Origin of the sequence: Echinicola pacifica DSM 19836 (assembly GCF_000373245.1) — a bacterium.
Classification (GTDB): Bacteria; Bacteroidota; Bacteroidia; order Cytophagales; family Cyclobacteriaceae; genus Echinicola; species Echinicola pacifica.
The window spans coordinates 283,037-307,494 of the sequence record NZ_KB890738.1 but is presented as its reverse complement, the minus strand read 5'-3'; the positions used below and the strand labels follow the sequence as shown (position 1 = coordinate 307,494).

General features: G+C 43.6%; 19 protein-coding genes. 15 read left to right on the top strand and 4 right to left on the bottom strand.

Annotated elements, in window-relative coordinates:
• Positions 1–172 precede the first annotated feature (172 nt).
• The 7 genes from B050_RS0101350 to B050_RS0101320 all read left to right on the top strand — a co-directional run bounded on the left by B050_RS0101350 (position 173) and on the right by B050_RS0101320 (position 9,496).
• Positions 173–589, top strand: coding sequence for a hypothetical protein (locus B050_RS0101350; protein WP_026235529.1), 417 nt, complete (start codon positions 173–175; stop codon positions 587–589).
• Positions 582–2,474, top strand: coding sequence for a DNA mismatch repair endonuclease MutL (gene mutL / locus B050_RS0101345; RefSeq protein WP_018472069.1), 1,893 nt, complete (start codon positions 582–584; stop codon positions 2,472–2,474). The genes B050_RS0101350 and mutL overlap by 8 nt, the downstream gene beginning before the upstream one ends.
• Before the next feature lie 5 nt (positions 2,475–2,479).
• Positions 2,480–3,271, top strand: a complete 792-nt coding sequence (locus B050_RS0101340; protein ID WP_026235528.1) for a rhomboid family intramembrane serine protease — start codon at positions 2,480–2,482, stop codon at positions 3,269–3,271.
• Positions 3,272–3,273: 2 nt separating this feature from the next.
• Entirely contained in the window at positions 3,274–4,194 is a 921-nt protein-coding gene (locus B050_RS0101335) for a rhomboid family intramembrane serine protease (protein WP_018472067.1), read from the top strand.
• 528 nt (positions 4,195–4,722) lie between these two features.
• On the top strand, positions 4,723–6,222 hold the full coding sequence (locus B050_RS22785; protein ID WP_018472066.1) for a T9SS type A sorting domain-containing protein: 1,500 nt from the start codon (positions 4,723–4,725) through the stop codon (positions 6,220–6,222).
• A gap of 363 nt (positions 6,223–6,585) precedes the next feature.
• Positions 6,586–8,718 carry a DNA helicase RecQ gene (gene recQ, locus B050_RS0101325; protein ID WP_018472065.1) on the top strand — a complete coding sequence of 711 codons (2,133 nt, stop codon included), beginning with the start codon at positions 6,586–6,588 and terminating at the stop codon, positions 8,716–8,718.
• A 583-nt stretch (positions 8,719–9,301) separates the two neighbouring features.
• Positions 9,302–9,496, top strand: coding sequence for a hypothetical protein (locus B050_RS0101320; RefSeq protein ID WP_157492482.1), 195 nt, complete (start codon positions 9,302–9,304; stop codon positions 9,494–9,496).
• 157 nt (positions 9,497–9,653) lie between these two features.
• On the opposite strand, the gene B050_RS0101315 is transcribed toward B050_RS0101320, so the two are convergent.
• Complete coding sequence (locus B050_RS0101315; RefSeq protein ID WP_052308728.1) at positions 9,654–10,448, bottom strand: zinc metalloprotease; 795 nt, start codon at positions 10,446–10,448, stop codon at positions 9,654–9,656.
• Between the two features lie 76 nt (positions 10,449–10,524).
• Positions 10,525–12,165, bottom strand: coding sequence for a carbon starvation CstA family protein (locus B050_RS0101310; RefSeq protein ID WP_018472062.1), 1,641 nt, complete (start codon positions 12,163–12,165; stop codon positions 10,525–10,527).
• 212 nt (positions 12,166–12,377) lie between these two features.
• Between B050_RS0101310 and B050_RS0101305 the strand changes: the two genes are divergently transcribed.
• The 7 genes from B050_RS0101305 to murQ all read left to right on the top strand — a co-directional run bounded on the left by B050_RS0101305 (position 12,378) and on the right by murQ (position 19,265).
• Positions 12,378–13,427: a mechanosensitive ion channel family protein gene (locus tag B050_RS0101305; protein ID WP_018472061.1), complete on the top strand. Its 1,050-nt coding sequence runs from the start codon at positions 12,378–12,380 to the stop codon at positions 13,425–13,427.
• A 104-nt stretch (positions 13,428–13,531) separates the two neighbouring features.
• Positions 13,532–14,374, top strand: coding sequence for an acetyl-CoA carboxylase, carboxyltransferase subunit beta (gene accD, locus B050_RS0101300; protein ID WP_018472060.1), 843 nt, complete (start codon positions 13,532–13,534; stop codon positions 14,372–14,374).
• 129 nt (positions 14,375–14,503) lie between these two features.
• Complete coding sequence (gene nqrF / locus B050_RS0101295; protein ID WP_026235527.1) at positions 14,504–15,808, top strand: NADH:ubiquinone reductase (Na(+)-transporting) subunit F; 1,305 nt, start codon at positions 14,504–14,506, stop codon at positions 15,806–15,808.
• Positions 15,809–16,235: 427 nt separating this feature from the next.
• On the top strand, positions 16,236–17,387 hold the full coding sequence (locus B050_RS0101290) for a formimidoylglutamase (RefSeq protein ID WP_018472058.1): 1,152 nt from the start codon (positions 16,236–16,238) through the stop codon (positions 17,385–17,387).
• Between the two features lie 3 nt (positions 17,388–17,390).
• On the top strand, positions 17,391–17,618 hold the full coding sequence (locus B050_RS0101285) for a cytochrome b5 domain-containing protein (protein ID WP_018472057.1): 228 nt from the start codon (positions 17,391–17,393) through the stop codon (positions 17,616–17,618).
• Positions 17,619–17,622: 4 nt separating this feature from the next.
• Positions 17,623–18,465 (top strand): hypothetical protein, encoded by an 843-nt coding sequence (locus B050_RS0101280; RefSeq protein WP_018472056.1) that lies wholly within the window; start codon positions 17,623–17,625, stop codon positions 18,463–18,465.
• Positions 18,462–19,265 (top strand): N-acetylmuramic acid 6-phosphate etherase, encoded by an 804-nt coding sequence (gene murQ, locus B050_RS0101275; RefSeq protein WP_018472055.1) that lies wholly within the window; start codon positions 18,462–18,464, stop codon positions 19,263–19,265. Before B050_RS0101280 ends, murQ begins: the two co-directional genes overlap by 4 nt.
• Before the next feature lie 222 nt (positions 19,266–19,487).
• Here the strand turns inward: murQ and B050_RS0101270 are convergent, their stop codons facing one another.
• A complete protein-coding gene (locus B050_RS0101270) occupies positions 19,488–19,958 on the bottom strand; it encodes an outer membrane beta-barrel protein (RefSeq protein ID WP_018472054.1) in 471 nt (156 codons plus the stop codon).
• Positions 19,959–20,098: 140 nt separating this feature from the next.
• Entirely contained in the window at positions 20,099–21,157 is a 1,059-nt protein-coding gene (rlmN, locus tag B050_RS0101265; protein WP_018472053.1) for a 23S rRNA (adenine(2503)-C(2))-methyltransferase RlmN, read from the bottom strand.
• 417 nt (positions 21,158–21,574) lie between these two features.
• Between rlmN and clpB the strand changes: the two genes are divergently transcribed.
• A complete protein-coding gene (gene clpB, locus B050_RS0101260; protein ID WP_018472052.1) occupies positions 21,575–24,190 on the top strand; it encodes an ATP-dependent chaperone ClpB in 2,616 nt (871 codons plus the stop codon).
• Positions 24,191–24,458: the final 268 nt, after the last annotated feature.

Here is a 24,458-nt window from a genome sequence, read left to right as displayed (position 1 = left end):
TTTTTATTGCTTAAAATTTAAAATAACTTTGTATAGATTACAGTTAGCTTATAGCTACTATTGATCTTCAAACATACGTAATATTCAGGCATCTGTCCATTAATTTAGGCATAACCACAACATTGATTATGTCAATGTACGTAAGTAAAGTATAACTGAATTAATTTTCATCATGAAATTTCCATCAATATTTAGGACAGCCAGGCCCATGCGCTTTGAAATACATGCCAGGCACTATGATCCAGTCAAAGAAGAAATCGAACAGCGTACCTCCAGAATCAAAAAGGAGCTGGAGGTTGAGGGTTTGTTGACTCCCGAGAGGAGGAGTGAGATTGAGGCTGCTTATGGTTCCAAGGGTAATTCCTCTATACGAGGGGCGTTTACACAGGGTGGCCCCATTCGCAATAAGCCTGCAGATCTGCTGAGCAGTGCAGGAATGATCCGGCTAATGATCCTTCTCGTGTTGGTAGGGACGATTACTGGCTATTTATATTGGGGACCGGATGCACTTTATATACTATTGTATATAGGATTAGGCATCGCTGCGGTCTTATTTTTTATACGAATGAAAGGAAAAAAGAATGAGTGACATTATCCAACTTTTGCCTGACGCGATTGCCAATCAGATTGCTGCAGGTGAAGTGGTACAACGGCCGGCTTCGGCATTGAAGGAGCTCATGGAGAACTCCGTCGATGCGGGAGCGACCGATATTCAAGTGGTGGTGAAGGAAGCAGGGAAAATGCTTATTCAGGTGATCGATAATGGCAAAGGAATGAGCCTTACAGATGCCAGAATGTGCTTTGAGCGGCACGCCACCTCCAAAATCCGAAGCTCAGAAGATTTATTTGCCATCCGCACCTTTGGATTTAGAGGGGAAGCGATGGCTTCCATCGCGGCCGTGGCCCAAGTGGAGTTGAAGACCAGAACTGCTGATGAGGAGCTGGGCAGCATGATCTGCATAGAAGGATCAGAAGTGAAGAAGCAGGAGCCCGTGGTCTGCCAGGTGGGAACTTCCATCGCCGTAAAAAACCTTTTTTTTAATGTGCCTGCACGAAGGAATTTTCTCAAGTCCAATCCCGTGGAGATGAAGCATATCGTGGAGGAGTTTCAGCGCGTGGCGCTGTCATATCCAGAAGTGTGCTTTAGCCTGATGCATAATGAAATGGAGCTTTATAAATTGGGCGCTGGCAAACTAAGCCAGAGGGTTGTGGGGATGTTTGGCAAAAACTACCAATCTCAGCTGGTGTATTGCGAGGAGGACTCTCCCCATGTCAAGATAAAAGGCTATGTCGGCAAACCCGAGAATGCTAAGAAATCACGTGGCGAGCAGTATTTCTTCGTAAATAACCGCTATATAAAAAGTAACTACCTGCACCATGCAGTGGCCAATGCATATGAAGGGCTTATGAGTGCTGACCAGCACCCGTTTTATGTGCTTTTCCTTGAAATTGACCCTTCGCATATCGATATAAATGTCCATCCGACCAAAACAGAAATCAAATTTGACGATGAGCGAACGATCTATTCGGTGGTAAGGGCTGGCGTCAAGCAAGCTCTAGGCGCCCATAATGTGGTGCCCACCCTGGATTTTAGCATGGATGTGAACTTTTCAGAAAATTGGAAAAATGATCTTGCCAAGCAGGAGGAGGTCGGTAGAGAGAATAGCTATAAAACCTTCACTTCTCCACTTTACAAAAAGAAGGATACTTCTGAGTGGGAGAGGATGTTTGAAGGGGTAGATTCCTCAGTAGATGATTTACGTGCTTCGGCTATGAGAGCAGCGACTGATTCAGATGCCAATTCAGATCCAGACACCGAGACCCTGACCTTCAGCAGCAAGGCCAATGAGGTGGAAAGAGAGCCTACTTTGCACAATTGGGTGGAACCTAGCCCCGCAGAGAAGGCTTCTAAAGGAAGTACCTTTCAGGTAGAGCTGAGCTATATCGTCACCCAGCTAGGGACAGGCTTATTACTTATTGATCAGCAGGCGAGTCATGAGCGGATATTATACGAAAGGTATATTCGTCAACTTCAAAATTCCGGAGGAGCATCACAGCAGTGCCTATTCCCACAAAGCATAGATTTGAGCATGGCCGATTATACCTTGGCCGTAGGTCTGCATGAGGAGCTTAGCCGTCTGGGTTTTGTGATTGAGGAATTTGGAAAGAATACCCTTCTTATCAAGGGGGTGCCCGCGGATGTCTCTATTAATAATGAAAAAGCCCTTTTTGAGGGGCTGTTGGAGCAATTTAAGCATTTCAAATCTGAGCTTTCCTTGGATACCAAGGAAAATCTGGCGCGATCATTGGCCAAAAAGTCCTCTATCAAACGTGGCCTAAAACTGAATAGTCAGGAAATGGAAACCCTGGTGGGACAATTATTTGCCTGCCAAAATCCAAATTATGGACTTTCAGGGAACAAAACCTTTGTTAAACTTGATTTAAATAGAATTCAGAGTTTTTTCGATAAATAATATCTATGTTCAGATCCTTAACACCCGTTGTCAAAAACTTATTGCTCATCAACGTTGGCCTATTTGTCGTGGCATCTTACCTGCTGCCAGTGCTTCAAATGTGGTTTCCGCTTTATTATATTCAGAGCAGTTATTTTAAGCCTTTTCAGTTCTTATCGTATATGTTTATGCATGCCAACCTCTGGCATCTGATTAGCAATATGTTTGGACTGTTTGTTTTTGGGCCTTTACTAGAGCAGTTTTTAGGTCCCAAAAAATTACTGATCCTCTGGATGGTCTGCGGGATCGGTTCTGGAGTACTATATGCGGGATATACCTCTTATCAGATGAACCAGCTCAATACCCAAGTGGAGGCCTTCTATAATGACCCCGATCCTGAGGTATTCAATAAATTTGTTTCAGAAAACAGCTATTTATACAATTCGGCAGTATATGATTTTATTGACGAATTTAGCCGTAATCCTGATAATGAAACGTATATTCAGGAGGCCAAAAATAGCATGAACAAGGTGCGTCAGGATAAGGGGAATACGCCGATGGTGGGAGCCTCCGGCGCATTGTTTGGGATCTTGGTGGCTTTTGGGATGTTGTTTCCGAATACCCAGCTGTTTCTGCTCTTCCCTCCCATCCCCATCAAGGCAAAATATATGGTAACCTTTTATGGTCTATATACTGTTTATAATATAGTGGTGAGCAATCCCGCAGATAATGTGGCACATTTTGCTCACCTTAGTGGCTTACTTATTGGTGCCGTATTGGTATTATTTTGGAAAAAGAACCGAGCTAGCTTTTATTAATTATGTACGGAGGATTTTGGTATTACCTTAAGAATGCTTTTACCCAAAAGGATAATAGTCTATATAAAATTATGGCTATTAATATCCTGGTGTTTCTGGTGTTTTTAGTGTTGAAAGTATTTCTCACCATTGGCGGAGCAGAGGGGATTTATCAGGAGATAATGTCCAAGCTCATGATGCCGGCCGCCCTGGACCGCCTTATTCTACAGCCTTGGTCCATTTTCACCTATATGTTTTTACATGAGGGGCTCTTTCATATCCTCTTCAATATGCTCTTTTTGTATTGGTTTGGGCTGATGGTGCAGGAGTTTTTGGGAAGTAGAAAATTAGCCAATCTATATATTCTTGGGGGCCTGGCAGGTGGGCTATTGTACTTAATCATGTATAATTTTGCACCCTACTTTATCGAACAACGGGATGCCGCCTTGATGCTTGGCGCAAGTGCAGGGGTATATGCGATAGTGGTAGGCGCTGCCACGCTGAGCCCAGATACCTCCTTCCGCCTATTGCTTTTAGGGGATGTGAAGATTAAATACATTGCTATATTCTACGTCATTATTGCCTTTGCCAATAGCACAGGAAGTAATGCCGGTGGTGAGCTGGCTCACTTAGGTGGTGCTGCGCTGGGCTATTTTTATATTATTTTGCTTCGCAAAGGAACCGACCTTGGAGTGCCTGTGCAGGCTGTGGGGAGGTTTTTTGAAAGTATTATAGCCGGAAGACCTAATGTGAAAGTCTCCTATAGAAAAAAGAATCCTCCTTATAAAAGTGAGCCTCTCAAGGACTCTGAAGTAAAATCAAGCAGTAATTCGGCCACTACCCAGGAAGAAATTGATCGTATTCTCGATAAGATAGCAGATAAAGGCTATGATAGCCTGTCCAAAGAAGAAAAACGAAAACTATTCGAATATTCGAATAAGTAAAAGTTCTGCTTTATAAGGATCAACCTTATACCGCTCTGGATCTTAGCTCGTGTAGCAGGTCTGGAGCGGTTTTTCTTTTTTTTTCAATTAGCTAAAGGCCACGATAGCATATAGTCGGAGGTAGCATAGGATTGCCTCGGAATATATTCAGTTGCATTTGGAAGGGGTTGATTTATTGATTCACTTATAGCCTAAGCCCATTTCAATTTATAAGCGTTGGGCTATTTTGTGATTAGTCATTTTTAAAGCTTCATAATAATACAATTATCAACCTTATTCAGAGCTGGATTTACGTTCCGTGATTTATTCGGCTAATATATCTTTTTGTCCCATTGATGAACTGAGTGATTTTTGAATGACGACTGGTTTTTCGATGGCTTTAGTCGAATTCCTTAGGAATTGGCACATTACAGCCAAGATAAAATGATCAGTGGCTTAGAAATAACTATTTTATTGGTGAGTTTTAATTATTTTTATTCAAAATAACCAATTGGTGGTAATTTTTGCTGTATCCTGCTTGATGTTCAAATGATTCGTGTAACCCTCCTATTTCTTGTATTTACAAGCCTGATTCAGGAGCATGTTTTTGCGCAAAATTATTTGTACAATTCGTCCAATCCAGGATGCACTGGAGTATGGACTGACGGAAACTGCTGGACGAGCAGTCAGATTCCCGGGGGCTGCCCTGTGACTAATGCCTTTCCCCCTGGAAATGCCAATTGTGAGGTTATAATTACCATTCCTGAAGATTTATCCTATCCGGGCTCGATGGATTTTCCCGGCAACACTAGTGTCTTTATAGACAATGATAGTAAACTGGTATTCACGGGAGATGTAAGCCTGTCCAACGGCATTGCCTTGACCATCCAAATGAATAGTTCAAATAGTACGATGGATATAGGAGGGGCCATGCGAATTACGGGGAGCTCCACTTTCGCAGTGGTGGGGGACCCCGGTAGGTTACCCTCGGAAGATATTACTTCTATCATAAGTGCAGGCAATTTATTCATGGGTAGCAGGGGCTCCCTTACCATAGACTCTAATTCGGGGGTGCTCATCTCAGGTACCACCGACATCCAGACACCAGGCAATAATAGTTTGGATAAAGCAGTGATCGATGTGGACGGCTCCTTCATTACGACAAGTATCATTGTGCGTGGGAATTCCGATTTGGAATTTAGGGTGTCAGAAGAGGCTATGGTGATAGCTTCGGATACGGATGGTACGTTAGAGATGAATGGTAACTCTAGCCTTACTTTTATTGGGGATTATGATGAAGGTGGTGATGCTGACGGAGCAAGTGTGGTGGAGGTCGGTGGACAAATGGATACCAATGGTTCTGGGGCATCTATTATGGCGGACGATGTTACTGTATATACTTGTTATTCTTTTCCTGATGGGATCAGCACCTCCGTTGATCATAGTGGGCGTTTCTTTGAAGATCAATGTATTTTGCCTGTGGTTTGGAAGGATTTTTCCGCCGTTTTGAAGGACGACCAAAAGGTGCATATTCGATGGAGCACCACTAAAGAGTGGGAGTCCAGCCATTTTGAGATTTTAAGAAGCCTCCATTTTGCGGATGATTTTAAGGTGATAGGGAAAGTGGAGGCAGTAGGCTGGACGGATATAGGTAGTGAATATTTTTTTGAGGATGCTAGCCCATGGATAGGAAGCAGGCGTTATTATCAGGTGCGCCAAGTGGACTTGGATGGGGAGGAAGAATTGACCAAGGTGGTTTCTGTGAAGTTTAATACTCTACGAATGAAGAATACCTGCGTTTTATTTCCCAATCCTTCTCATGGAAATAAACTATACATTGAATGCCACTTAGAAGCTTTCTTGGGTAAGCCAGTACATGTTTATTTGTATGGAGGAAATAGTTCTACACTTCTATATGATAAGCAAACGGTGATATATGAACAAACAATTGACCTATCGGACTGGAATGCTAGACTATTGCCGGGTATATATATCATTCATATAAGAGGTGAAAATGATAACCGGGTCTTCAAATTGATCAAAAGATAAAATGGATTTTTCTCTGAAGTATTTTCAGATTAAGTCAAATCATAAATAAAGTGCTTTGCAAAAGGGCATGTTTGCCCCATCAGGGAATCAAGAAGGGAGACTAAAGGATGGAAGCCGCAGGTATTCAGCTAAGGAAGCTATTGAAATGAAATTGCCTGAAAGACACCTTCATCCTTCTCTTTCCCACAGGTCTGTAGTAGGCGATTGTTGGTGTAAGTTGTTGGTATTGAGTTGATAGTCTGAGGTGGGTGGTCAGGCTTAAATTTTAAAAGGTTATAATCGTCATATTTTATCAATTTTCGATTTACTCCAGCGCTAAAAGATCCTTAACTTTACCGATTGGACAGCAATGAAAGTAGGCAGATGATTACCCCAAAGGAAATACTTAAGAGTTATTACGGTTATGATCAATTTCGCGGACAGCAGGAATCTATCATAGATAGTATATTGTCTCATCAGGACACCATTGTGCTGATGCCTACGGGCGGTGGGAAGTCGCTTTGCTACCAAATACCCGCCATGGTGAAAGAGGGGCTTACGCTCGTGATCTCCCCCTTGATCGCTCTAATGAAAGACCAGGTGGATGCTTTAAATGCGGTGGGGATTCCCTCGGCTTTTCTTAATTCGTCTCAGAGTTCCAGTGAGCAGCGATATGTAAATCAGGAAATCAATTCGGGGAAATTAAAATTGCTTTATGTCGCGCCTGAGCGGTTGTTTGGAGGTAATTATCCACTAAAAGATCAATTAAAGGATAGTAACCTGGCTTTGGTGGCCATAGATGAGGCTCACTGTGTGTCGCAGTGGGGACATGATTTCAGACCAGATTACCTGATGATTGGGGATTTACGAAAGGCCTTTCCTGAGGTTCCCTTTGTCGCATTGACTGCCACCGCAGACCGCCAGACCAGAACTGACATCGCCGAAAAGCTCGGGCTCGCCCAGCCAAAATGGTTTATCAGTAGTTTTGACCGGGCCAATATAACCTATCGTATTATTCCTAAGAGCAATTCATTTGACAAGCTTCTGGAGTTTCTGGAACTCCAGCAAAGTAACTCAGGGATTATCTACTGCCTATCACGGAAGAATGTGGATGAGATGGCCGAAAAGTTGCAAGCTGCTGGTCTCTCCGCTTTGCCATACCATGCTGGTCTCAATCGGGAGGTGCGTGCCCGACATCAAGAGCTATTCATCAAAGATGAAGTGAAGATCATGGTGGCCACCATTGCTTTTGGGATGGGGATAGATAAGTCCAATGTCCGCTTTGTGGCGCATATGAATATGCCTCAGAATATTGAGGGTTATTATCAGGAGACGGGGCGGGCAGGAAGAGATGGGCTGCCCAGTGAGGCCTTGATGTTTTATAGCTTTTCGGATTATATGATCCTCCAGCGTATGGTGGACAATGCTGAGAATCCGGAATATGCCGATGTCATGCTTACCAAGCTGAGCAGAATGAAAGATTTCTGCCAAAGTAGTGTCTGTCGTAGGAGGTATTTGTTAGGATACTTTGGAGAGCAGCAATCCGAAGACTGTGGAAATTGTGATATATGCTTCGGGAAAAATAATCAACAGGATATGACGGTTCCTGCTCAGATGCTATTATCCACCATCGTCAGGCTGAAGGAGGGTTTTGGTCTTGGCTATGCCGTCCTTATACTCAGAGGTTCTCAGTCAGCCAAGATACAGGAGGAGCATAGTCAGCTATCGGTCTATGGTATAGGGAAGGATAAGTCAGATGAGTTTTGGAAAACTCTGGGGCAGCAACTGGCCAGAGAGGGCTATCTGGCAGAAGCCGGTACTCAATTTCCCACTCTTAAGCTGACCACTTTGGGATGGTCCACACTGAAGAATAAGGGGAAGTTTATGCTTAGCATGAAGATGTCCCTAAGTAATAGGAAGAAACAATCGACCTATGATGAAGGGCTTTTTGATCATTTAAGAAATATTCGCTATGAATTGGCAAAGGAGGAGAATGTCCCTCCATATGTGATTTTTTCAGATGCCAGTCTTACCGATATGGCCACATATGTACCTTTGGATATTGAGTCGTTTTTGGATATCTCCGGGGTGGGCAAGACCAAGGCGGCCAGCTATGGCCCAAGCTTCATCGAAGAAATAAGAGCCTATGCTGAAAAACACCAGCTCAAATCAAAGAAAAAACTAAGCGCCAGCTCGGCGAAAAAAACTAGCTCGAAGGGCGGTTCTAGAAGTAGTAGCACGGTTAAGGCAACCATGATGCTTCACAAAAATGGCTTAAACCCATTTGAAATTGCCAAAGAAAGAGGAATGGGGCTGATGACTATTGAAGAGCACTTGGTAAAGCTGGTGGTCGATGGGAAAATAGCAGAAGAGGAATTTGTGGGAAAAGATGATCTGCTGAATATTCGTTTGTTCGCCAGACGACAGGAGGCAAAATTTCTGAAACCTATAAAAGAACATTTTGGGGAGCGCTATAGCTATTTTGAAATAAAGGTGGCTTTGGCTAAGGAATTTTGACCTTATTATTGAAGCTGGATAAGAAACCTTAAGTCGATGAAGTCTTTTTTGCGGCCTAGATAAGGCTCCATTACCTTGCGAATAATAATTTTAAAGTAAGTGCTGGTTCTTAAGTTAATATTTTGATTAAAGTGTTTTTACAAAACAAAAAATGGAGGAAAGTGGGATGGTTTAGGATAGGCCGTGCCAAACTTTGCTCGAAAAATACCCAATTTGGGGTATTTTTTGGAAAGATATTTAGCCCTACCTTTGGGTCAGGGTGATTAAGCAACTTTTTCCACTTTGTTTTAGGTGTTTTAACGATTTATCTAGAGGCCATTTTAAACTTACTTTTTAAGGCCTCTAATTTTTTTTCCTATAAGCAGTCATCCAGCCGTTTCTGCATCTACTTGAATTTCTTATTTACCATAAGCGTGCTGCGTTTGTAGAACTTATTGGCCATTTTCATAGATTGTAATTGTTTCCACATGATCAATAGAGGATTTATAAAAGCTCAATTTTCATAAGGACGCCTATAATAAAGCTGGTGCGATTATTTTAATCTGTTTCTTGCATCCAGATGGGATGGTATAAGAAAATCTTAATGAATGGAAAGTATTCTTTTGGCCGAAGGCCAAATCAAAATGAAAGAACGAAAAGCACTAAGGATACAATGGAGCATGCTGCTGCTGAGATGGAAAAGAGCAAAGTTCTAACTGCCGTGATTATTTTTATTGGAGAAACCCAGGACAAAAGGATCGTCTCACGTATTTCCTGCTTTGAGTATGCTGATCGCTAAGTTCAGCGAATAATGGGGTAAGTGGAATAGAGTTATTATAGCTTATTGGAAATGAAGCTCATTGTAATCAGGCACAAGGTCAGGTGAATTAGGGATTTGATGGACCCACGACCACAGAAAAGCACAGACTGGCTAAATATAATTTAGGTACTGAAGATTATTTGCCTCCTGCCGCTTTGAGATCTGCAAGGCAGTTGGCTCCAAGCTTAGGGACTTCTCCTCCGAAGTGGTTATAGATATAGCTAGACTCCACCGCCCAATACATCAGGCATTCGCCATTGTCACAGTGGCCAGAATTGTCATCATCTTCATGCTCGTTCACCATGGAGGCGCCAAGATTAACTAAGCCCATCAGATGACCAAATTCGTGCTCCAGGACGGTAGTTTCCAGTGTTTCTAAGTCGGGTTTGGCAAATCCCCCGGACCTTTCATCTACTCGTTTGCCCATCAAGGCGATGGAGGTATTCCTGTAGGCAAAGCCCAGACTTGCTTGGGTATCGGTATCTTTTTCGTAATATCCATCAAGGATGAGGATATACATTCCCAACTTATTTCCAAAATTATAAGCTGTTCTATTCTGGTCTTCGATTTCTCTCACCTCTGTCACAGAATAATTATCCTGACCCGCTGCGGGAATTTCTTTCAAGGTCAATTCCAGCCCTTGAGATTTGTTAGTATGTTTTAGGATCCAGTCTTCGAGATTGGACAGGGCAGAAGCACTTGGTGGAAAACCTTCCATATAATGGACTTCCAGCCAGATGCTTTTGAATTTTTCTTCACTTAGGATCTCTTTAGCACTAGTGCCAGGGGCTCTTTTGGCGTCTCTGATGCTTTCCAGCCTTTCATCCACCTCGGAGCCATTCATACAGCCGGAGAGGATGGAAGCTACTAATAGAATTAATAGACTAGGAAAAAACTTACTAAAGTGTGGTTTAAGTGTAGATAAATGCATTTGGAACCTTGTTTAATTTCCCAAAATAGGGACATTATTAGAATTAAACAAAGCTTAGGCCAAAATCCAGAACAACTTAGTTTTTGTTTGTACCTATTGGTACTGAGCTGTTTAGGGTGAGGCTTTTCCTGGCAAGTATGATCAGCACGATAGAGAGTATAAACAGCCCCGAGGCAATAAGCGCAAGAAGATAGGCATTGTCCTGGAAATTTTTCCAAGCAAATAAGCCTAAGGAGCTTAGGGTGACGGCAAACATGAAAAACATCGGAATAAGCACAAAATTGGCTTTGACGTTTTTCTTCATCAGCCAGACCGCGACGGCAAGTAAGGCAAGGGCAGCAAGGAGCTGGTTTGCAGAGCCAAATAATGGCCAGAGCGTGGCAAATCCTCCTGAGCTGATCAGCAGTATGGATAAGATGACGACAATGCTGGTGCTGATATAGCGGTTGCTAGAAAGGGTTTTGGCTGCGGGGCCTTCCATTCCTTCGAAGTATTCCTGGAAGGTAAATCGAGCAAGGCGTGTGCAGGTATCCAGGGTGGTCAGCGCAAAGGCCGAAACGGTGAGCGCCACAAAGCTTACCGCGAGTTGCTCGGGAATGCCAAGAGTGCTCATCATATTGCCGAGTCCATCAGCAAACATACTCACGGGGCCCTTACTGGTAAGGACGGTCTGGTACTCATCCCGCGAAAGAACAATTACCGCTCCCACCGAAACGATGGCTAGGAAGGATTCGATTAGCATTCCTCCAAAACCCACCACTTTGGCGTCATTTTCTTTGTCGATCTGCTTAGAGGTGGTTCCAGATGCTACCAAAGAATGAAAACCACTGATGGCTCCACAGGCAATCGTCACAAAGAGTACGGGGAAGAGAAAACCCAGGTTTTCACTTTTGAAATGCACCTGATTATCCATTTTGATTTCGGGATTGGCGATCAATACGCCTAGGACGGCAAGGATGATCAGACCATAAAGTAAAAAGCTATTAAGGTAATCACGAGGCTGAAGCAATAAGGAAACGGGAGTCACCGAAGCAATAAATGCATAGCCCAAAAGGACATATAGCCAGATCTGATAGTCCAGGTCAAAAGGGATTAGTGTCCCCAGGTACACGAAATAATACATGAGGATGACGCCAACGATGGTCAGGATGATAAAGAGTGATTTATTATTACCTGCGCGCTTGGTGACCAGCCCGAAGCCTACGGCTAAGAAGATGAATAGTATGGAAGCGGAAGCGACCCCAGGTGTATTTATAAAGGTTTTGGCAATAATATCCGCAAACACAGCAATGACTAAGATCAAAGTGGAGAAGCTAAAGAGCATAAAAAGCTGCTTTCCCTGCTGACCAATATTATTTTTGATAATAGTCCCAATCGACTTGCCATCTGTACGTAAGGAGGCGACCATGCTGCCCAGATCATGTACGGCGCCGAAGAAAATGCCGCCCACCAAGATCCATATCACTGCTGGAATCCACCCAAAGGTCACTGCGATGATGGGGCCCACAATAGGGCCAGCGCCTGCAATAGAGGCAAAGTGATGGCCGAGAACCACAATAGGCTTGCTAGGAACGTAATCTACGCCATCTTCATGCTTATGGGAGGGTGTGAGCCTATTATTATTAAGATCGAATTTTTTGAACACATATTTTCCGTAAAAAATATAGGCTAGGATCAATATAATCGCAGAAATAATAACTATTGGGGCTAAGCTCATGGTGATTTTGGATATTAAATTGAATTCCTTTAATTTATAAAAGGAGAATAGGCTGGTATTTATTTTGCGTCAGCGATTTTTATAAACAACAAATGTAATTAATCTGTTATATCATAAGCAATGATTTTAACAAATGACATCGCTTTTCTTCTACTATTTTCACTAAACCCAAAAGTAAGCCTAATACTTTATCCACTAAACCATAAATTGTGATGAATGACAAAATAATGTTTGTTCTAATTGGGCTGGGGCTATTGGTAGGGAGCCATTTATTTGTAGGAATATTATTTCGCCCCTTGGTAAAGCTGATTTATCAACCCAAGTCTCACTCGGGCGGGAAGGCCATCAATGCCATGAGTCAGGCGCTACGCTGGGGATTATTCTTCATTCTATTTCCTATTTTGGAGCCTATTATTTCACCAAAAGAGTGGGCGGTACTCAGCAAGTACACCATTTTCAATGTGCTATTTATAATAAACCTCGCTTGGATCCTGGTGACTTTTATAAATGTGCTTAAGTATTATTTTCTGGAGACACATTCTTTTTCTAAGGAGGATAATCTAAGGGAAAGGAGGGTATATACCCAGGTGAGTTTTATTCAGAAAATGGTCGTGGTGGTGATTGTGGTGGTGGCGGTAGCGGCCATATTGATGAGTTTTGAGGCTGCTCGGGAGGCAGGTCAGGGGATCCTTGCCTCGGCAGGTGTGGCGGGGATTATCATCGGTCTTGCTGCGCAGAAGTCGATCGCCAATTTGCTCGCGGGTTTTCAGATTGCTTTTACTCAGCCGATTAGGATAGATGATGTAGTGGTGGTGGAAGGCGAGTGGGGCAAGATAGAGGAGATAAATCTCACTTATGTGGTGGTATGTATCTGGGATCAGCGCAGGTTGGTGTTGCCGATTTATTATTTCTTGGAGAAGCCTTTCCAGAATTGGACGCGGACCACCGCCGATATTCTGGGGACTGTATTTTTATATGTGGATCATACCATCCCCGTGGAGGAGCTGCGGCAGCATCTGAAGAATACCCTAAGTCAGTCAAGTCTATGGGACAAGAAAGTGCAGGTGCTCCAGGTGACGGATGTGAAAGAAAGTACGGTGGAGCTGCGCTGCTTGATGAGTGCAAAGGACAGTGGGACGGCATTTGATTTGCGATGTCTGGTTCGGGAAGAAATGATCACGTATATTCAGCAAAATTATCCGGAATCACTCCCAAAAACACGGGTAGTAATGAATCAGAAAGAGGGCGTAGAAACTACTTAAATAAAGGCATTCCTACTAGAATGCTACATTTCGTTTTATTTACCGGATAATACCTATAAATTTGTAGTCCTGAAGAGAAATTTTCAGCCTTAAAACTTCAACATATGGCTTGGTTTAAGAGAAAAGACGCAGGTATAAAGACCTCGACACAAGAGAAAAAGGACACGCCTGATGGGCTGTGGTTCAAAACTCCAAAAGGAAATATCATTCACACTCGCGAGCTTAAGAGCAATTCTTACGTTTGTCCGGACGATGATTATCATGTAAAAATAGGCTCGAAGGAATATTTTGAGATTCTTTTTGATGATAATGAATTTGAGGAGTTGGATGAAAATATGACCTCAGCTGATCCGCTTCACTTTGTGGACAGCAAACCTTATACTTCAAGAATAGAAGCTACTATAGCAAAGACCAATCTCAAAGATGCTGTGCGTTCTGCGCATGGTAAGATGAATGGAAGTCCTTTGGTGGTGGCTTGTATGGATTTTGGATTTATCGGTGGATCTATGGGCTCAGTGGTAGGGGAGAAGATTGCCCGTGCTATTGATTACGCTTTGAAGAACAAGGTGCCATTCCTAATGATCTCCAAATCTGGTGGAGCGAGGATGATGGAAGCAGGATTTAGCTTAATGCAGATGGCGAAGACTTCCGCAAAGCTTGCTCAGCTCAGTGAGGCAGGGGTGCCTTATATTTCCTTGCTCACTGATCCGACGACGGGTGGTGTGACCGCCTCCTATGCGATGCTTGGAGATTTTAATATCGCTGAGCCAGGAGCTCTAATAGGCTTTGCAGGGCCTCGCGTAATTCGTGAGACCATCGGAAAAGACCTCCCAAAAGGCTTCCAGAGCGCTGAGTTTGTTCTTGAGCATGGCTTTTTGGATTTCATCGTGGACCGTCGTCAGCTGAAGAGTAAGTTGACCACTTTGGTGAATTTATTGAGCAATTAATGTATTGTCAGGTATTTCCGTGTAAAATTTAGCCAATAGGTGGCCGAGTTTAGGGAATATTAAATATATTTGTGTGCCCCTTATAGGGCAATTTTAATACTGAAAGAGAACTAGAAAAAGCATTATTAAATGAGTTCAGTAATTATTACGTCAATTGTAGCATTTACTTTAATTATATTGCTACTTGTTTTCATTCTTCTGTTTGCCCAGTCAAAACTGGTACCTTCAGGAGACGTGAAAATCATCATCAACGGTGATGAGTCTAATCCCTTAGTGACCTCTGCAGGTTCATCCCTGCTGTCCACCTTGGGTAATCGTAAGATCTTCCTTCCTTCCGCTTGCGGTGGTGGAGGTACCTGCGCCATGTGCAAATGCACCGTGGAAGAAGGTGGTGGCGAAGTGCTACCTACCGAAGTAGGTCACCTAAGCCGCGCAGAGCAGCAGAGCAATGTGAGACTTTCTTGCCAGGTGAAGGTAAAGCAGGATATGAAAATTCGTATCCCTGAAGAAATCTTCGGTATCAAGAAATGGGAATGCGAAGTAATGTCCAATTATAACGTATCTACCTTTATCAAGGAATTTAAAGTTAAACTCCCAGAAGGAGAAACCTTGGATTTCGAATCAGGTGGATATATTCAGATTGACGTTCCGGTAATTACCGTAAACTTTAAGGATATGGAAATCGATCCACATCCTGAGCTGAACCACCCTGGGGATGTGTATCAGTCCGATTGGGATAAGTTTGGTCTATGGGATCTCGTGATGAAAAATGACGAAGAACTCTTCCGTGCTTACTCCATGGCTAACCACCCTGCAGAAGGAAATATCGTGATGCTGACCATTCGTATCGCCACCCCGCCTTGGGATAGAGCGAATAACAAATGGATGGATGTCAATCCTGGCGTGTGTTCTTCTTATGTGTTCTCTCGTAAACCTGGCGATAAAGTAACCATCTCCGGACCTTACGGTGAATTCCATATCAACCCTACGCAAAGAGAAATGATCTATATCGGCGGTGGTGCTGGTATGGCTCCATTGAGATCGCATATCTTCCACCTGTTCCACACCGAAAAGACCGACCGAAAAGTCTCTTACTGGTATGGTGGTAGATCCAAAAAAGAATTATTCTACGTTCCTCACTTCAGAGATATAGAAAAAGATTTCCCTAACTTCAACTTCAATATCGGCTTATCTGAGCCTCTTCCTGAAGACAATTGGAAAATCAAAAAGTCCCTTGAAGACAGAGAAGCCGATGGCTATGTAGGATTTATTCACCAGGTATTATATGATAACTACCTGAAGAGTCACCCTGAGCCAGATGAGGTAGAATACTACTTATGTGGACCTCCATTGATGAACTCAGCGGTACTTAAGCTGCTCGATGATATGGGTGTACCAAAAGAAAATATCAGATTTGATGACTTCGGTGGTTAAATCTTTCCAAAAAAAGGCCTTGCATTTGCAAGGCCTTTTTTTATTCCATCTCCTTTTTTGACTATTTTTGACCTAGAATCGCGCATTAGGTGGGTTTGCTCTTCATCCTGAAATTAGTAGAAGGATGGCCGATCTGGAATAGATACCGTCCTTTCCCTTGGAAAGCTCTTTTGAGGCTTAGAAGGCTGCTAGTTTTAGTGCAGAAGTGAAGACTGGGTTATTTGTCTGTGATATGAGTATTGAAGCTTGGCAAATGGCCTTACCATTATAGCGGAAGCTCCTATACCAATCAATTCTACGCCCTGATGCGCTTACCTAATTTTACTGTCACTTTGATCGTTAGATAGTCCCTTTTCGCAGTAGGTCAATGCTGGTGAGGCTGGCTTTTGATCGAGAGAAATGACCATACTAAAAATTATTTAGCCCTATGGATTTCAAATTGTTTTTTGACCCAGTCCCTGAGTCAATCACGCAGCAGAAATATGCTCATAATTCCTTTTTTAAACATATACACTATCACGGGGAGCTATTTCCAGATCTCTCTGGTATTCAGATCGCATTAATCGGCCTGGAGGAAACCCGTGGCTTGGTGGAGGGCGATTCGATGGAGCTGGCGGCATTTGAAATACGAAAGAAGCTATATCACCTGAAGAAGGGGCAATCACATTACAAAATCGCCGATTTAGGAAACCTAAGGCCAGGCGTTGATCTTAAAGAGACCTATAATCGCATTCAAAATATAGGCGAGGACCTGATGAGAAAACAGATTCTTCCCATTTATATTGGTGGGGGGCATGACCTAGATTATGGTCAGTACCTTAGCTATGAGGGGATGAAGAAATTGGTGAGCATGCTTACCGTCGATGCCAAAATCGATATGGAAGATGAAGGAGCACCTTTCGAAGTACATTCTCAGAACATCATCCTCCATCAGCCCAACTTCCTATTTAACTACACCCAGCTGGCCTACCAAAGCTTTTTGACTGATAGAGATCTGGTAAATGTCATGGAAAAATTGTATTTTGATCATGTACGTTTAGGTCAGTTAAGGGATGGGTTTAAGGAAGTGGAGCCATTGATTAGGAATGCCGACTTATTGAGTATTGATATTTCAGCCATCCAGTCAGCAGATGCTCCCGGTGCATATGATGCCCAGCCATTTGGGCTTACTGCGGAAGAAGCCTGCCAGATATGTTGGTTTGCGGGGATGAACGAGAAGCTTAGCTCCGTAGGCATATACGGTTATCAGCCGTCTTATGATGATAGAAGGTATAAGACCGCCTCTGTCGTAGCGACCATGGTATGGTATTTTGTGGAGGGCTTTTATCATCGCAAGGATAGCTTGTCCTTCAGGAGTAATGACTATACAAAATATACGGTGAGTTTGGACTCGAAACCTTCCACCATTATATTTTATAAGAGTAACCTTAGTGGTAAGTGGTGGATGGAGATCCCTCAAAATGTGAAGGAGAAATTTGAGCGGGACACTATTATCCCTTGTAGTTATCAGGACTACCAGACTGCCCAAAGAGGTGAAATTCCTGAACGATGGATCAATGCACAACTGAAATTATTCTGATCCATGAAGACGTATAGCAAACAACAGCTTGCTCTTAGGAATGGGCAGGACAAACCTGAAATTTGGGTGGCCTATTTAGGCAAAATCTACGATGTGAGTGATAGCCGCCTATGGAAAAATGGCAAGCATTATGAACATTGGGCAGGACAGGATCTGACAGATGAGCTAGCCGATGCACCCCATACTGAGCAGGTGTTTGAGAAATTTGAAACTGTAGGAATATTAGGATAGACACATGAGGTTAATAGCAGATAGTGGATCCAGCAAGACTGACTGGAGAGGAATAGATGAACAAGGACAGGTCAGCCAATTTAGAGGGGTGGGGTTTAATCCCTATTATCAGACTCCTGAGGAGATGGCTACTGAGCTTAATGATGAGTTTCTGCTAAATCTAAAGGAAGATGTAAAGTCTGTGCATTATTACGGTGCAGGCTGCTCGACGCCTATAAATAAGGCGGGGGTAGTGAAAACCCTCCAAAACCTCTTTAGCCAAGCAGAAATTCACGTGGATCATGATTTGCTGGCCGCAGCCCGCGCCACCTGCGGGCATGATGCGGGGATCTCCTGTATCCTGGGTACGGGGTCTAATTCCTGCGATTATGACGGGAAGGACATTATTGATTCGCGGCCTTCGCCGGGTTATATTCTTGGAGATCAGGGTGGAGGAGGCTATATAGGCAAAAAATTCCTCAGAGATTTTATAAACGATGATATGCCTGCTTCCTTGAAAGAGGCAGTGATTGAGCGTTTCCAGCTTACCGCTGAGATCATTCAGGACAACGTTTATCGAAAACCTTTTCCCGGTCGGTATATGGCGAGTTTTTGCCGATTTATTACAGAGCATACTCATGACCCTTACTGTTATTTGCTATACTATAATAGCTTTCAGGATTTCTTTAAGATGCACGTGATGCGCTATGCCAATTTTGAGGATAAGCCAGTGAGTTTTGTAGGTTCAGTAGCCTTTTATAATAGTGATATTCTGCGAAAAGCGGCCGCAGATTTGAATATACATGTACACTTGATTTTAGAAAGCCCCATTGCGGGCCTTACTTTATATCACAAAAACAACTTATGAGAACGACAGAAAGCAGTTCTAATTACGACAACCTAGAGTCCATGGAGGTGGCGGAATTGATCGCCAATATCAATAAGGAAGATATGACCGTTCCCATGGCGGTACAGCAGGTCTTACCTGCGATAGAAGGCCTGATCAAGGAGATAGTGGTGCGAATGAAAAATGGAGGTAGGCTGTTTTATATTGGTGCGGGCACCAGCGGTCGATTGGGAATCTTAGATGCTTCTGAATGTCCTCCCACCTATGGGGTTTCTCATGATATGGTGATCGGACTTATTGCTGGTGGTGATCTTGCGATCCGCAAAGCCGTGGAGAATGCCGAAGATGATGCCGAGCAAGCCTGGCAAGACCTAAAAGCTAATGGAATAAAAGAAGGCGATACAGTGATCGGTATTGCCGCTTCTGGAAGTACTCCTTATGTCATAGGAGGTGTGGAGAAGGCTAGGGAAGAAGGATTGCTTACTGGATGCATCACTTGTAATGCCGGCTCGCCACTTGCTGAGGCAGTGCAGTACCCTATAGAAGTGGTCGTAGGTCCGGAATTTGTGACTGGAAGTACTCGCATGAAAGCAGGGACCGCACAGAAACTTGTGCTCAATATGATCTCCACCGCTGTGATGATCAAACTTGGCAAAGTAAAAGGTAATAAAATGGTGAATATGCAGCTCTCAAACCACAAATTGGTGGAGAGAGGGGTAGGAATGATTATGGATGCCACTGGTCTTGAAGAAAAGGTAGCCCGTGAGAAATTACTGCAATTTGGATCAGTAAGTGAAGCCTTAAAAGACTTGGAAAAATAAGCACTTTGTGTTTTAGTGTAGGATATTAATTTTTTTACTCGTAATACCCTTCAGAGCTAGGGTAAATAGAATTCCAACCATTAAAAAAAGCAATCTATGGCTCAATAGTCCCTGACTATGGAGTGGTAGATTGCTTTTTTTTTGAGTACCTTCGAGAGAGGAGCGCATTAGCTCATTGTGAGCTTGGGTCTTTCACTCTCGTTATAATGGTAGATTGTGTATTTATCTGAGGAAATAAACGACCCCAAATTTTAGTACAAATTGGCCATTGTCCATCGCCTGATATTTCAATTCTGGATTGAAAGCAAGGTTGTCAGTAAACTTCAGTACGCCACCAGCTCCTATATTGGCACCAGCAGCGCTACCGGTTGATTTGACCCCAAGAGCATCAAATGTAACCCAGTTATTAGTAAATCCTAAAAGGCCATACCACTGAAGAATATCCTCAGTAAAATAATAGCGAAAATCGACATTTAGGGTACTGCTGTTATACCCGTCAGGGAAATAAATGGTGAAGTTCGGGGCAGTGGAGATTTTGTCTGTGAAGAGGTATTCACCACCAAAGTTCAATCCAAAAGTCTCTAAGTCAAATGCATAATCAGCCCCCGCAGATAAGCGGATGTCCCCTGGAGACTGAGCTTGAGCAAATGAAACGGTGAACGCAAATAATCCTAGTAATAATAGCTTTTTCATATGGGTAAAAGTTTAGTTTGTTGCATAAAATGATGGACTTACACCTGAATGGCACAAAATAAGTCCTAAAAGAAATCTCCTTTGAGAAACGTTTCCCCTACTAAGAAGTTGTGAAAATAGATAAAATAATACGTAAATAGTTATATTTCTGCGACTTCATTTTTATTCGCTAATTGACCGCAGGCGGCATCGATATCCTGACCTCTTGATTTTCGGACCTTAGCGACAATTCCTTGATTTTCCAAAATACGCACATACATCTCTACAGCTTCCGGGCTGGCTTGACGGAACTCCCCTTCGTCAATCGGATTGTACTGAATGATATTGACCTTAGAGGGGATATGCTTACAGAAGGTCGCCAATGCGCGCGCATGAGTTTCATCATCATTGATTCCTTCCCAGATCACATATTCATAAGTAACGGTACGCTTGGTATGATAATACCAATATTTAAGCGCATCAACGAGCTCTTCCAATGGACTACGATCATTGATCGGCATCAGTTTGCTCCGTGTGCTATTGATGGCGGAGTGTAAGGAGAGGGCCAGGTTAAATTTTACCCCATCATCCGCCAAGCGTTTGATCATCTTTGGGATGCCCACGGTGGAGAGGGTGATTCTCCGCGGAGACATGCCCAGTCCCTCGGGAGAGGTGATTTTGTCAATGGCATCGAGCACATTCCCATAATTAAGTAGTGGCTCGCCCATCCCCATGAAAACAATATTGGTGAGGGGGCGATCAAAGAATTTATCAGCCTCTTCCTTAATGGCGACCACCTGATCATAGATTTCATCAGGATTGAGATTCCGCATCCTTTTTAGCCTGGCAGTAGCACAGAAGTTGCAATCCAAACTGCATCCTACCTGGGAGGACACACAGGCGGTGATTCTCTTAGTGGTGGGAATAAGGACAGATTCCACTATTCTACCATCGTATAGTTTTACCGCATTCTTGATCGTGCCATCAGTGGAATGCTGCATGAGGTCCACATGGATATGGTTGATGATGAAGTTTTCCTTTAGCATCTCCCTCGTGGACAAAGAAATATTGGTCATATCGTCAAAATTCTTCAACGACTTATTCCACAGCCATTCATAAACCTGCTTGGCTCGGAACTTCTTGTCGCCTTGACTTACAAAAAAATCCTCCAAATCGCTGAGGCTTAATTGTCGTATGTCTTTCTTTTCCCCGTTTTCCATCCTGCAAAGGTAAAAAATACTATTGAGTTTACAGCAAAATTATATTATGCCCTTCATCTATTCTAATCTTTTAAGTATATAGTCCTCTTTAATAGATGGGATTATCCCACTTAATATTCTGTGGATCATGAATAGACCCCTGCCATCCGATACTTCAGTTCCTTTCAATTAAAACTAATTAATCCCCTACGAATTGAGATTATATATATGGAAGGTAAGAAAGCTAGGATTCAAGGCAAAATGTCGGTATAAAATACAAAATTCCTGTCAAAAAGTCCTAAATAAGCATTGTTGAGGTGGGATTTATGACATCATTTCCTATATCCTCGAAAAACTGCCTTTGGTGTAGCTTTTGATTCAATGTGGAGGAATGGCAATTGAGCCTAATACACATTAGATAACAAAAGACTAGATATAATGGATTTCAAGCAATTTACTATTAAAACGCAGGAGGCGGTTCAGAAGGCAGCCGAACTCTGTTTGGCTGAGCAGCAGCAAGCGATAGAGCCAGCGCACTTACTGAAGGGAATTCTCCTGGAAGATGAAAGTGTGGTAGATTTTGTCTTCAAGAAATTAGGAGTAAACAAGAAGCAAGTAGAGCAGAGGCTTGAGGAGATCATAGGGAGTTTTCCAAAGGTAAGTGGTCAGCAGCCGTATCTATCCAATTCAGGAAATCAGGTATTGACAAAAGCAAAGAGCTACCTCAACACATTTGGGGATGAGTATGTCGCCATAGAGCACCTGCTACTGGGGATATTGTCGGGGTCCGATAAGACCGCACAGCTGCTGAAGGACCAAGGTGTTTCTGAGAAACAGCTGATAGAAGCGATCAAGGAGTTACGTCAAGGCAGTAAGGTCACCGATCCTAATGCTGAGGCGAAATATAGATCCTTGGAAAAGTACTCCAAAAACCTGAATGAGCTCGCCAAGAAGGGGAAGATAGACCCTGTAATTGGTCGTGATGAAGAAATCAGACGAGTTTTACAGATTTTGGCAAGAAGAACCAAAAATAATCCCATTCTACTGGGTGAGCCAGGTGTGGGTAAGACGGCTATTGTTGAGGGGTTAGCTCAGCGGATAGTGAGTGGTGATGTGCCCGAAAACCTTAAGTCAAAGACTTTGATATCTCTGGATTTGGGCCTATTGGTGGCTGGTGCAAAGTACAAAGGCGAGTTTGAGGAGCGGCTAAAGGCGGTGATCAAAGAGGTGACTGATTCGGATGGGCAGATTATACTCTTTATAGACGAGATTCACACCTTGATCGGTGCGGGTGGCGGAGGTGAAGGGGCCATGGATGCCGCGAACCTACTGAAGCCAGCGTTGGCTAGGGGTGAGCTGCATGCGATAGGTGCCACGACCCTCAAGGAATACCAGAAGTATGTGGAGAAGGATAAGGCTCTTGAGAGAAGGTTCCAGTCGGTCATCGTGGATGAGCCTGATGCTGCGGATGCCATCTCGATCCTGAGAGGTATCAAGGATAAATATGAGCTTCACCATGGTGTGAGAATCAAAGATGATGCAGTGATCTCGGCGGTAGAGCTTTCCCAGCGCTATATTTCGGATCGTTTCCTACCCGACAAAGCCATTGATCTGATGGACGAGGCGGCGGCCAAGTTAAGGATGGAGATAGACTCATTGCCTCAGGAGCTGGATGAGCTCAATAGGCGCATCATGCAGCTAGAGATCGAAAGAGAGGCAATCCGAAGAGAAAAAAATAAAGACAAGGAGTCAGTATTAAGCAAGGAGATTGCCGAGCTCTCCGAAAGGCGGCAGACAGTAAAGGCCAAATGGGAGAGTGAGAAAGCGGTAATCATGGGCATACGCCGGGAGAAGGAGAGTATCGATAAGCTGAAGTTGGAAGCTGATCAGGCCGAGCGGTCTGGTGACCTGGGTAAGGTGGCAGAGATACGCTACGGCAAAATCACCGAGGCAGAGAAAAAGCTTGATTCTTTCAAGGAGCAGCTTAAAGAGATGCAGGAAGGATCTCCCTTATTGAAGGAAGAGGTAGATGCTGAGGATGTGGCGGCAGTTGTGGCCAAATGGACGGGAATTCCACTTTCTCGAATGATAGAAAGTGAGCGAGAGAAGCTACTTAATCTCGAGCAGGAGCTCGGGAAAAGAGTTGCCGGCCAGGAGGAAGCTATCACCGCCCTATCGGACGCCGTGCGGAGAAGCCGTGCAGGTCTCCAGGATCCTAAGCGACCCATTGGTTCGTTTATCTTTATGGGAACCACGGGCGTGGGTAAGACTGAGCTCGCCAAGGCCCTTGCTGACTATCTATTTAATGATGATAACGCCATGGTGCGCATTGATATGTCTGAATATCAGGAGCGGCATGCCGTCAGCAGACTCGTAGGAGCGCCTCCAGGCTATGTAGGATACGATGAAGGTGGACAGCTGACCGAGGCGGTTAGAAGAAAACCCTATTCAGTCATCTTGCTGGATGAGATCGAAAAGGCCCACCCGGATGTGTTTAATATCCTGCTGCAAGTATTGGATGATGGGCGACTGACGGATAATAAAGGCCGTGTGGCAAACTTCAAAAACACCATTATCATTCTGACCACTAATATCGGTTCTCAATTGATTCAAGAGCGATTCTCGCATATTGAAGATTGGAATAAAGAGCAGATATTGGAGGATACCAAAGCGGAGGTTTATGAACTATTGAAGCAGTCGGTGAGACCCGAGTTCCTCAATCGAATAGACGAGACCGTGATGTTTGAGCCTTTGAACCGAGAGGTGACCAGAAAGATTGTGGATATCCAGTGGAGAGAAATACAGCAACGATTATCCGATGCAGGGATAGAGATCGACGCAACTAGGGAGGTTTTGGATTATCTGGGAGAAGTGGGATTTGATCCTCAGTTTGGAGCAAGACCATTGAAGCGGACCATGCAGCGCCTTGTGCTGAATGAGCTCTCTAAGCAAATACTCAGTGGCTATATCAAAAACGATTCTGCCGTATTGGTGGATTTGGATGCTGATAAGCAGATTTACTTCAAGAATTTGGAAAATGTCGAGGTAGAATAAATCACAGGAGCCGGCGAAAGTCGGCTCTTTTATTATACTATAGCGGTAGCTGTATAGGATTCCGAGCACGGAAATTAGACCTGCGGATTAAGCTTGAATGATGATTTTATCCACCCATCGACTGTTTTTTTCTCCTCTGAATTTCACACTCATCATTGATGGATTTTGATCGACTCCTCCCGATACTGTTTCGCTAAAGGTTAGGGCTTGCTCCGATTACCCTGCCTGTAAGCTAGGTTTCCACAGGTCATATTGTAGTATTTGAGTT

Bases quoted from the DNA above. Each gene is read 5' to 3' on its own strand.
- B050_RS0101350 (WP_026235529.1), top strand. From the start codon at position 173: ATGAAATTTCCATCAATATTTAGGACAGCCAGGCCCATGCGCTTTGAA.
- mutL (WP_018472069.1), top strand. From the start codon at position 582: ATGAGTGACATTATCCAACTTTTGCCTGACGCGATTGCCAATCAGATT.
- B050_RS0101340 (WP_026235528.1), top strand. From the start codon at position 2,480: ATGTTCAGATCCTTAACACCCGTTGTCAAAAACTTATTGCTCATCAAC.
- B050_RS0101335 (WP_018472067.1), top strand. From the start codon at position 3,274: ATGTACGGAGGATTTTGGTATTACCTTAAGAATGCTTTTACCCAAAAG.
- B050_RS22785 (WP_018472066.1), top strand. From the start codon at position 4,723: ATGATTCGTGTAACCCTCCTATTTCTTGTATTTACAAGCCTGATTCAG.
- recQ (WP_018472065.1), top strand. From the start codon at position 6,586: ATGATTACCCCAAAGGAAATACTTAAGAGTTATTACGGTTATGATCAA.
- B050_RS0101320 (WP_157492482.1), top strand. From the start codon at position 9,302: ATGAATGGAAAGTATTCTTTTGGCCGAAGGCCAAATCAAAATGAAAGA.
- B050_RS0101315 (WP_052308728.1), bottom strand. From the start codon at position 10,448: ATGCATTTATCTACACTTAAACCACACTTTAGTAAGTTTTTTCCTAGT.
- B050_RS0101310 (WP_018472062.1), bottom strand. From the start codon at position 12,165: ATGAGCTTAGCCCCAATAGTTATTATTTCTGCGATTATATTGATCCTA.
- B050_RS0101305 (WP_018472061.1), top strand. From the start codon at position 12,378: ATGAATGACAAAATAATGTTTGTTCTAATTGGGCTGGGGCTATTGGTA.
- accD (WP_018472060.1), top strand. From the start codon at position 13,532: ATGGCTTGGTTTAAGAGAAAAGACGCAGGTATAAAGACCTCGACACAA.
- nqrF (WP_026235527.1), top strand. From the start codon at position 14,504: ATGAGTTCAGTAATTATTACGTCAATTGTAGCATTTACTTTAATTATA.
- B050_RS0101290 (WP_018472058.1), top strand. From the start codon at position 16,236: ATGGATTTCAAATTGTTTTTTGACCCAGTCCCTGAGTCAATCACGCAG.
- B050_RS0101285 (WP_018472057.1), top strand. From the start codon at position 17,391: ATGAAGACGTATAGCAAACAACAGCTTGCTCTTAGGAATGGGCAGGAC.
- B050_RS0101280 (WP_018472056.1), top strand. From the start codon at position 17,623: ATGAGGTTAATAGCAGATAGTGGATCCAGCAAGACTGACTGGAGAGGA.
- murQ (WP_018472055.1), top strand. From the start codon at position 18,462: ATGAGAACGACAGAAAGCAGTTCTAATTACGACAACCTAGAGTCCATG.
- B050_RS0101270 (WP_018472054.1), bottom strand. From the start codon at position 19,958: ATGAAAAAGCTATTATTACTAGGATTATTTGCGTTCACCGTTTCATTT.
- rlmN (WP_018472053.1), bottom strand. From the start codon at position 21,157: ATGGAAAACGGGGAAAAGAAAGACATACGACAATTAAGCCTCAGCGAT.
- clpB (WP_018472052.1), top strand. From the start codon at position 21,575: ATGGATTTCAAGCAATTTACTATTAAAACGCAGGAGGCGGTTCAGAAG.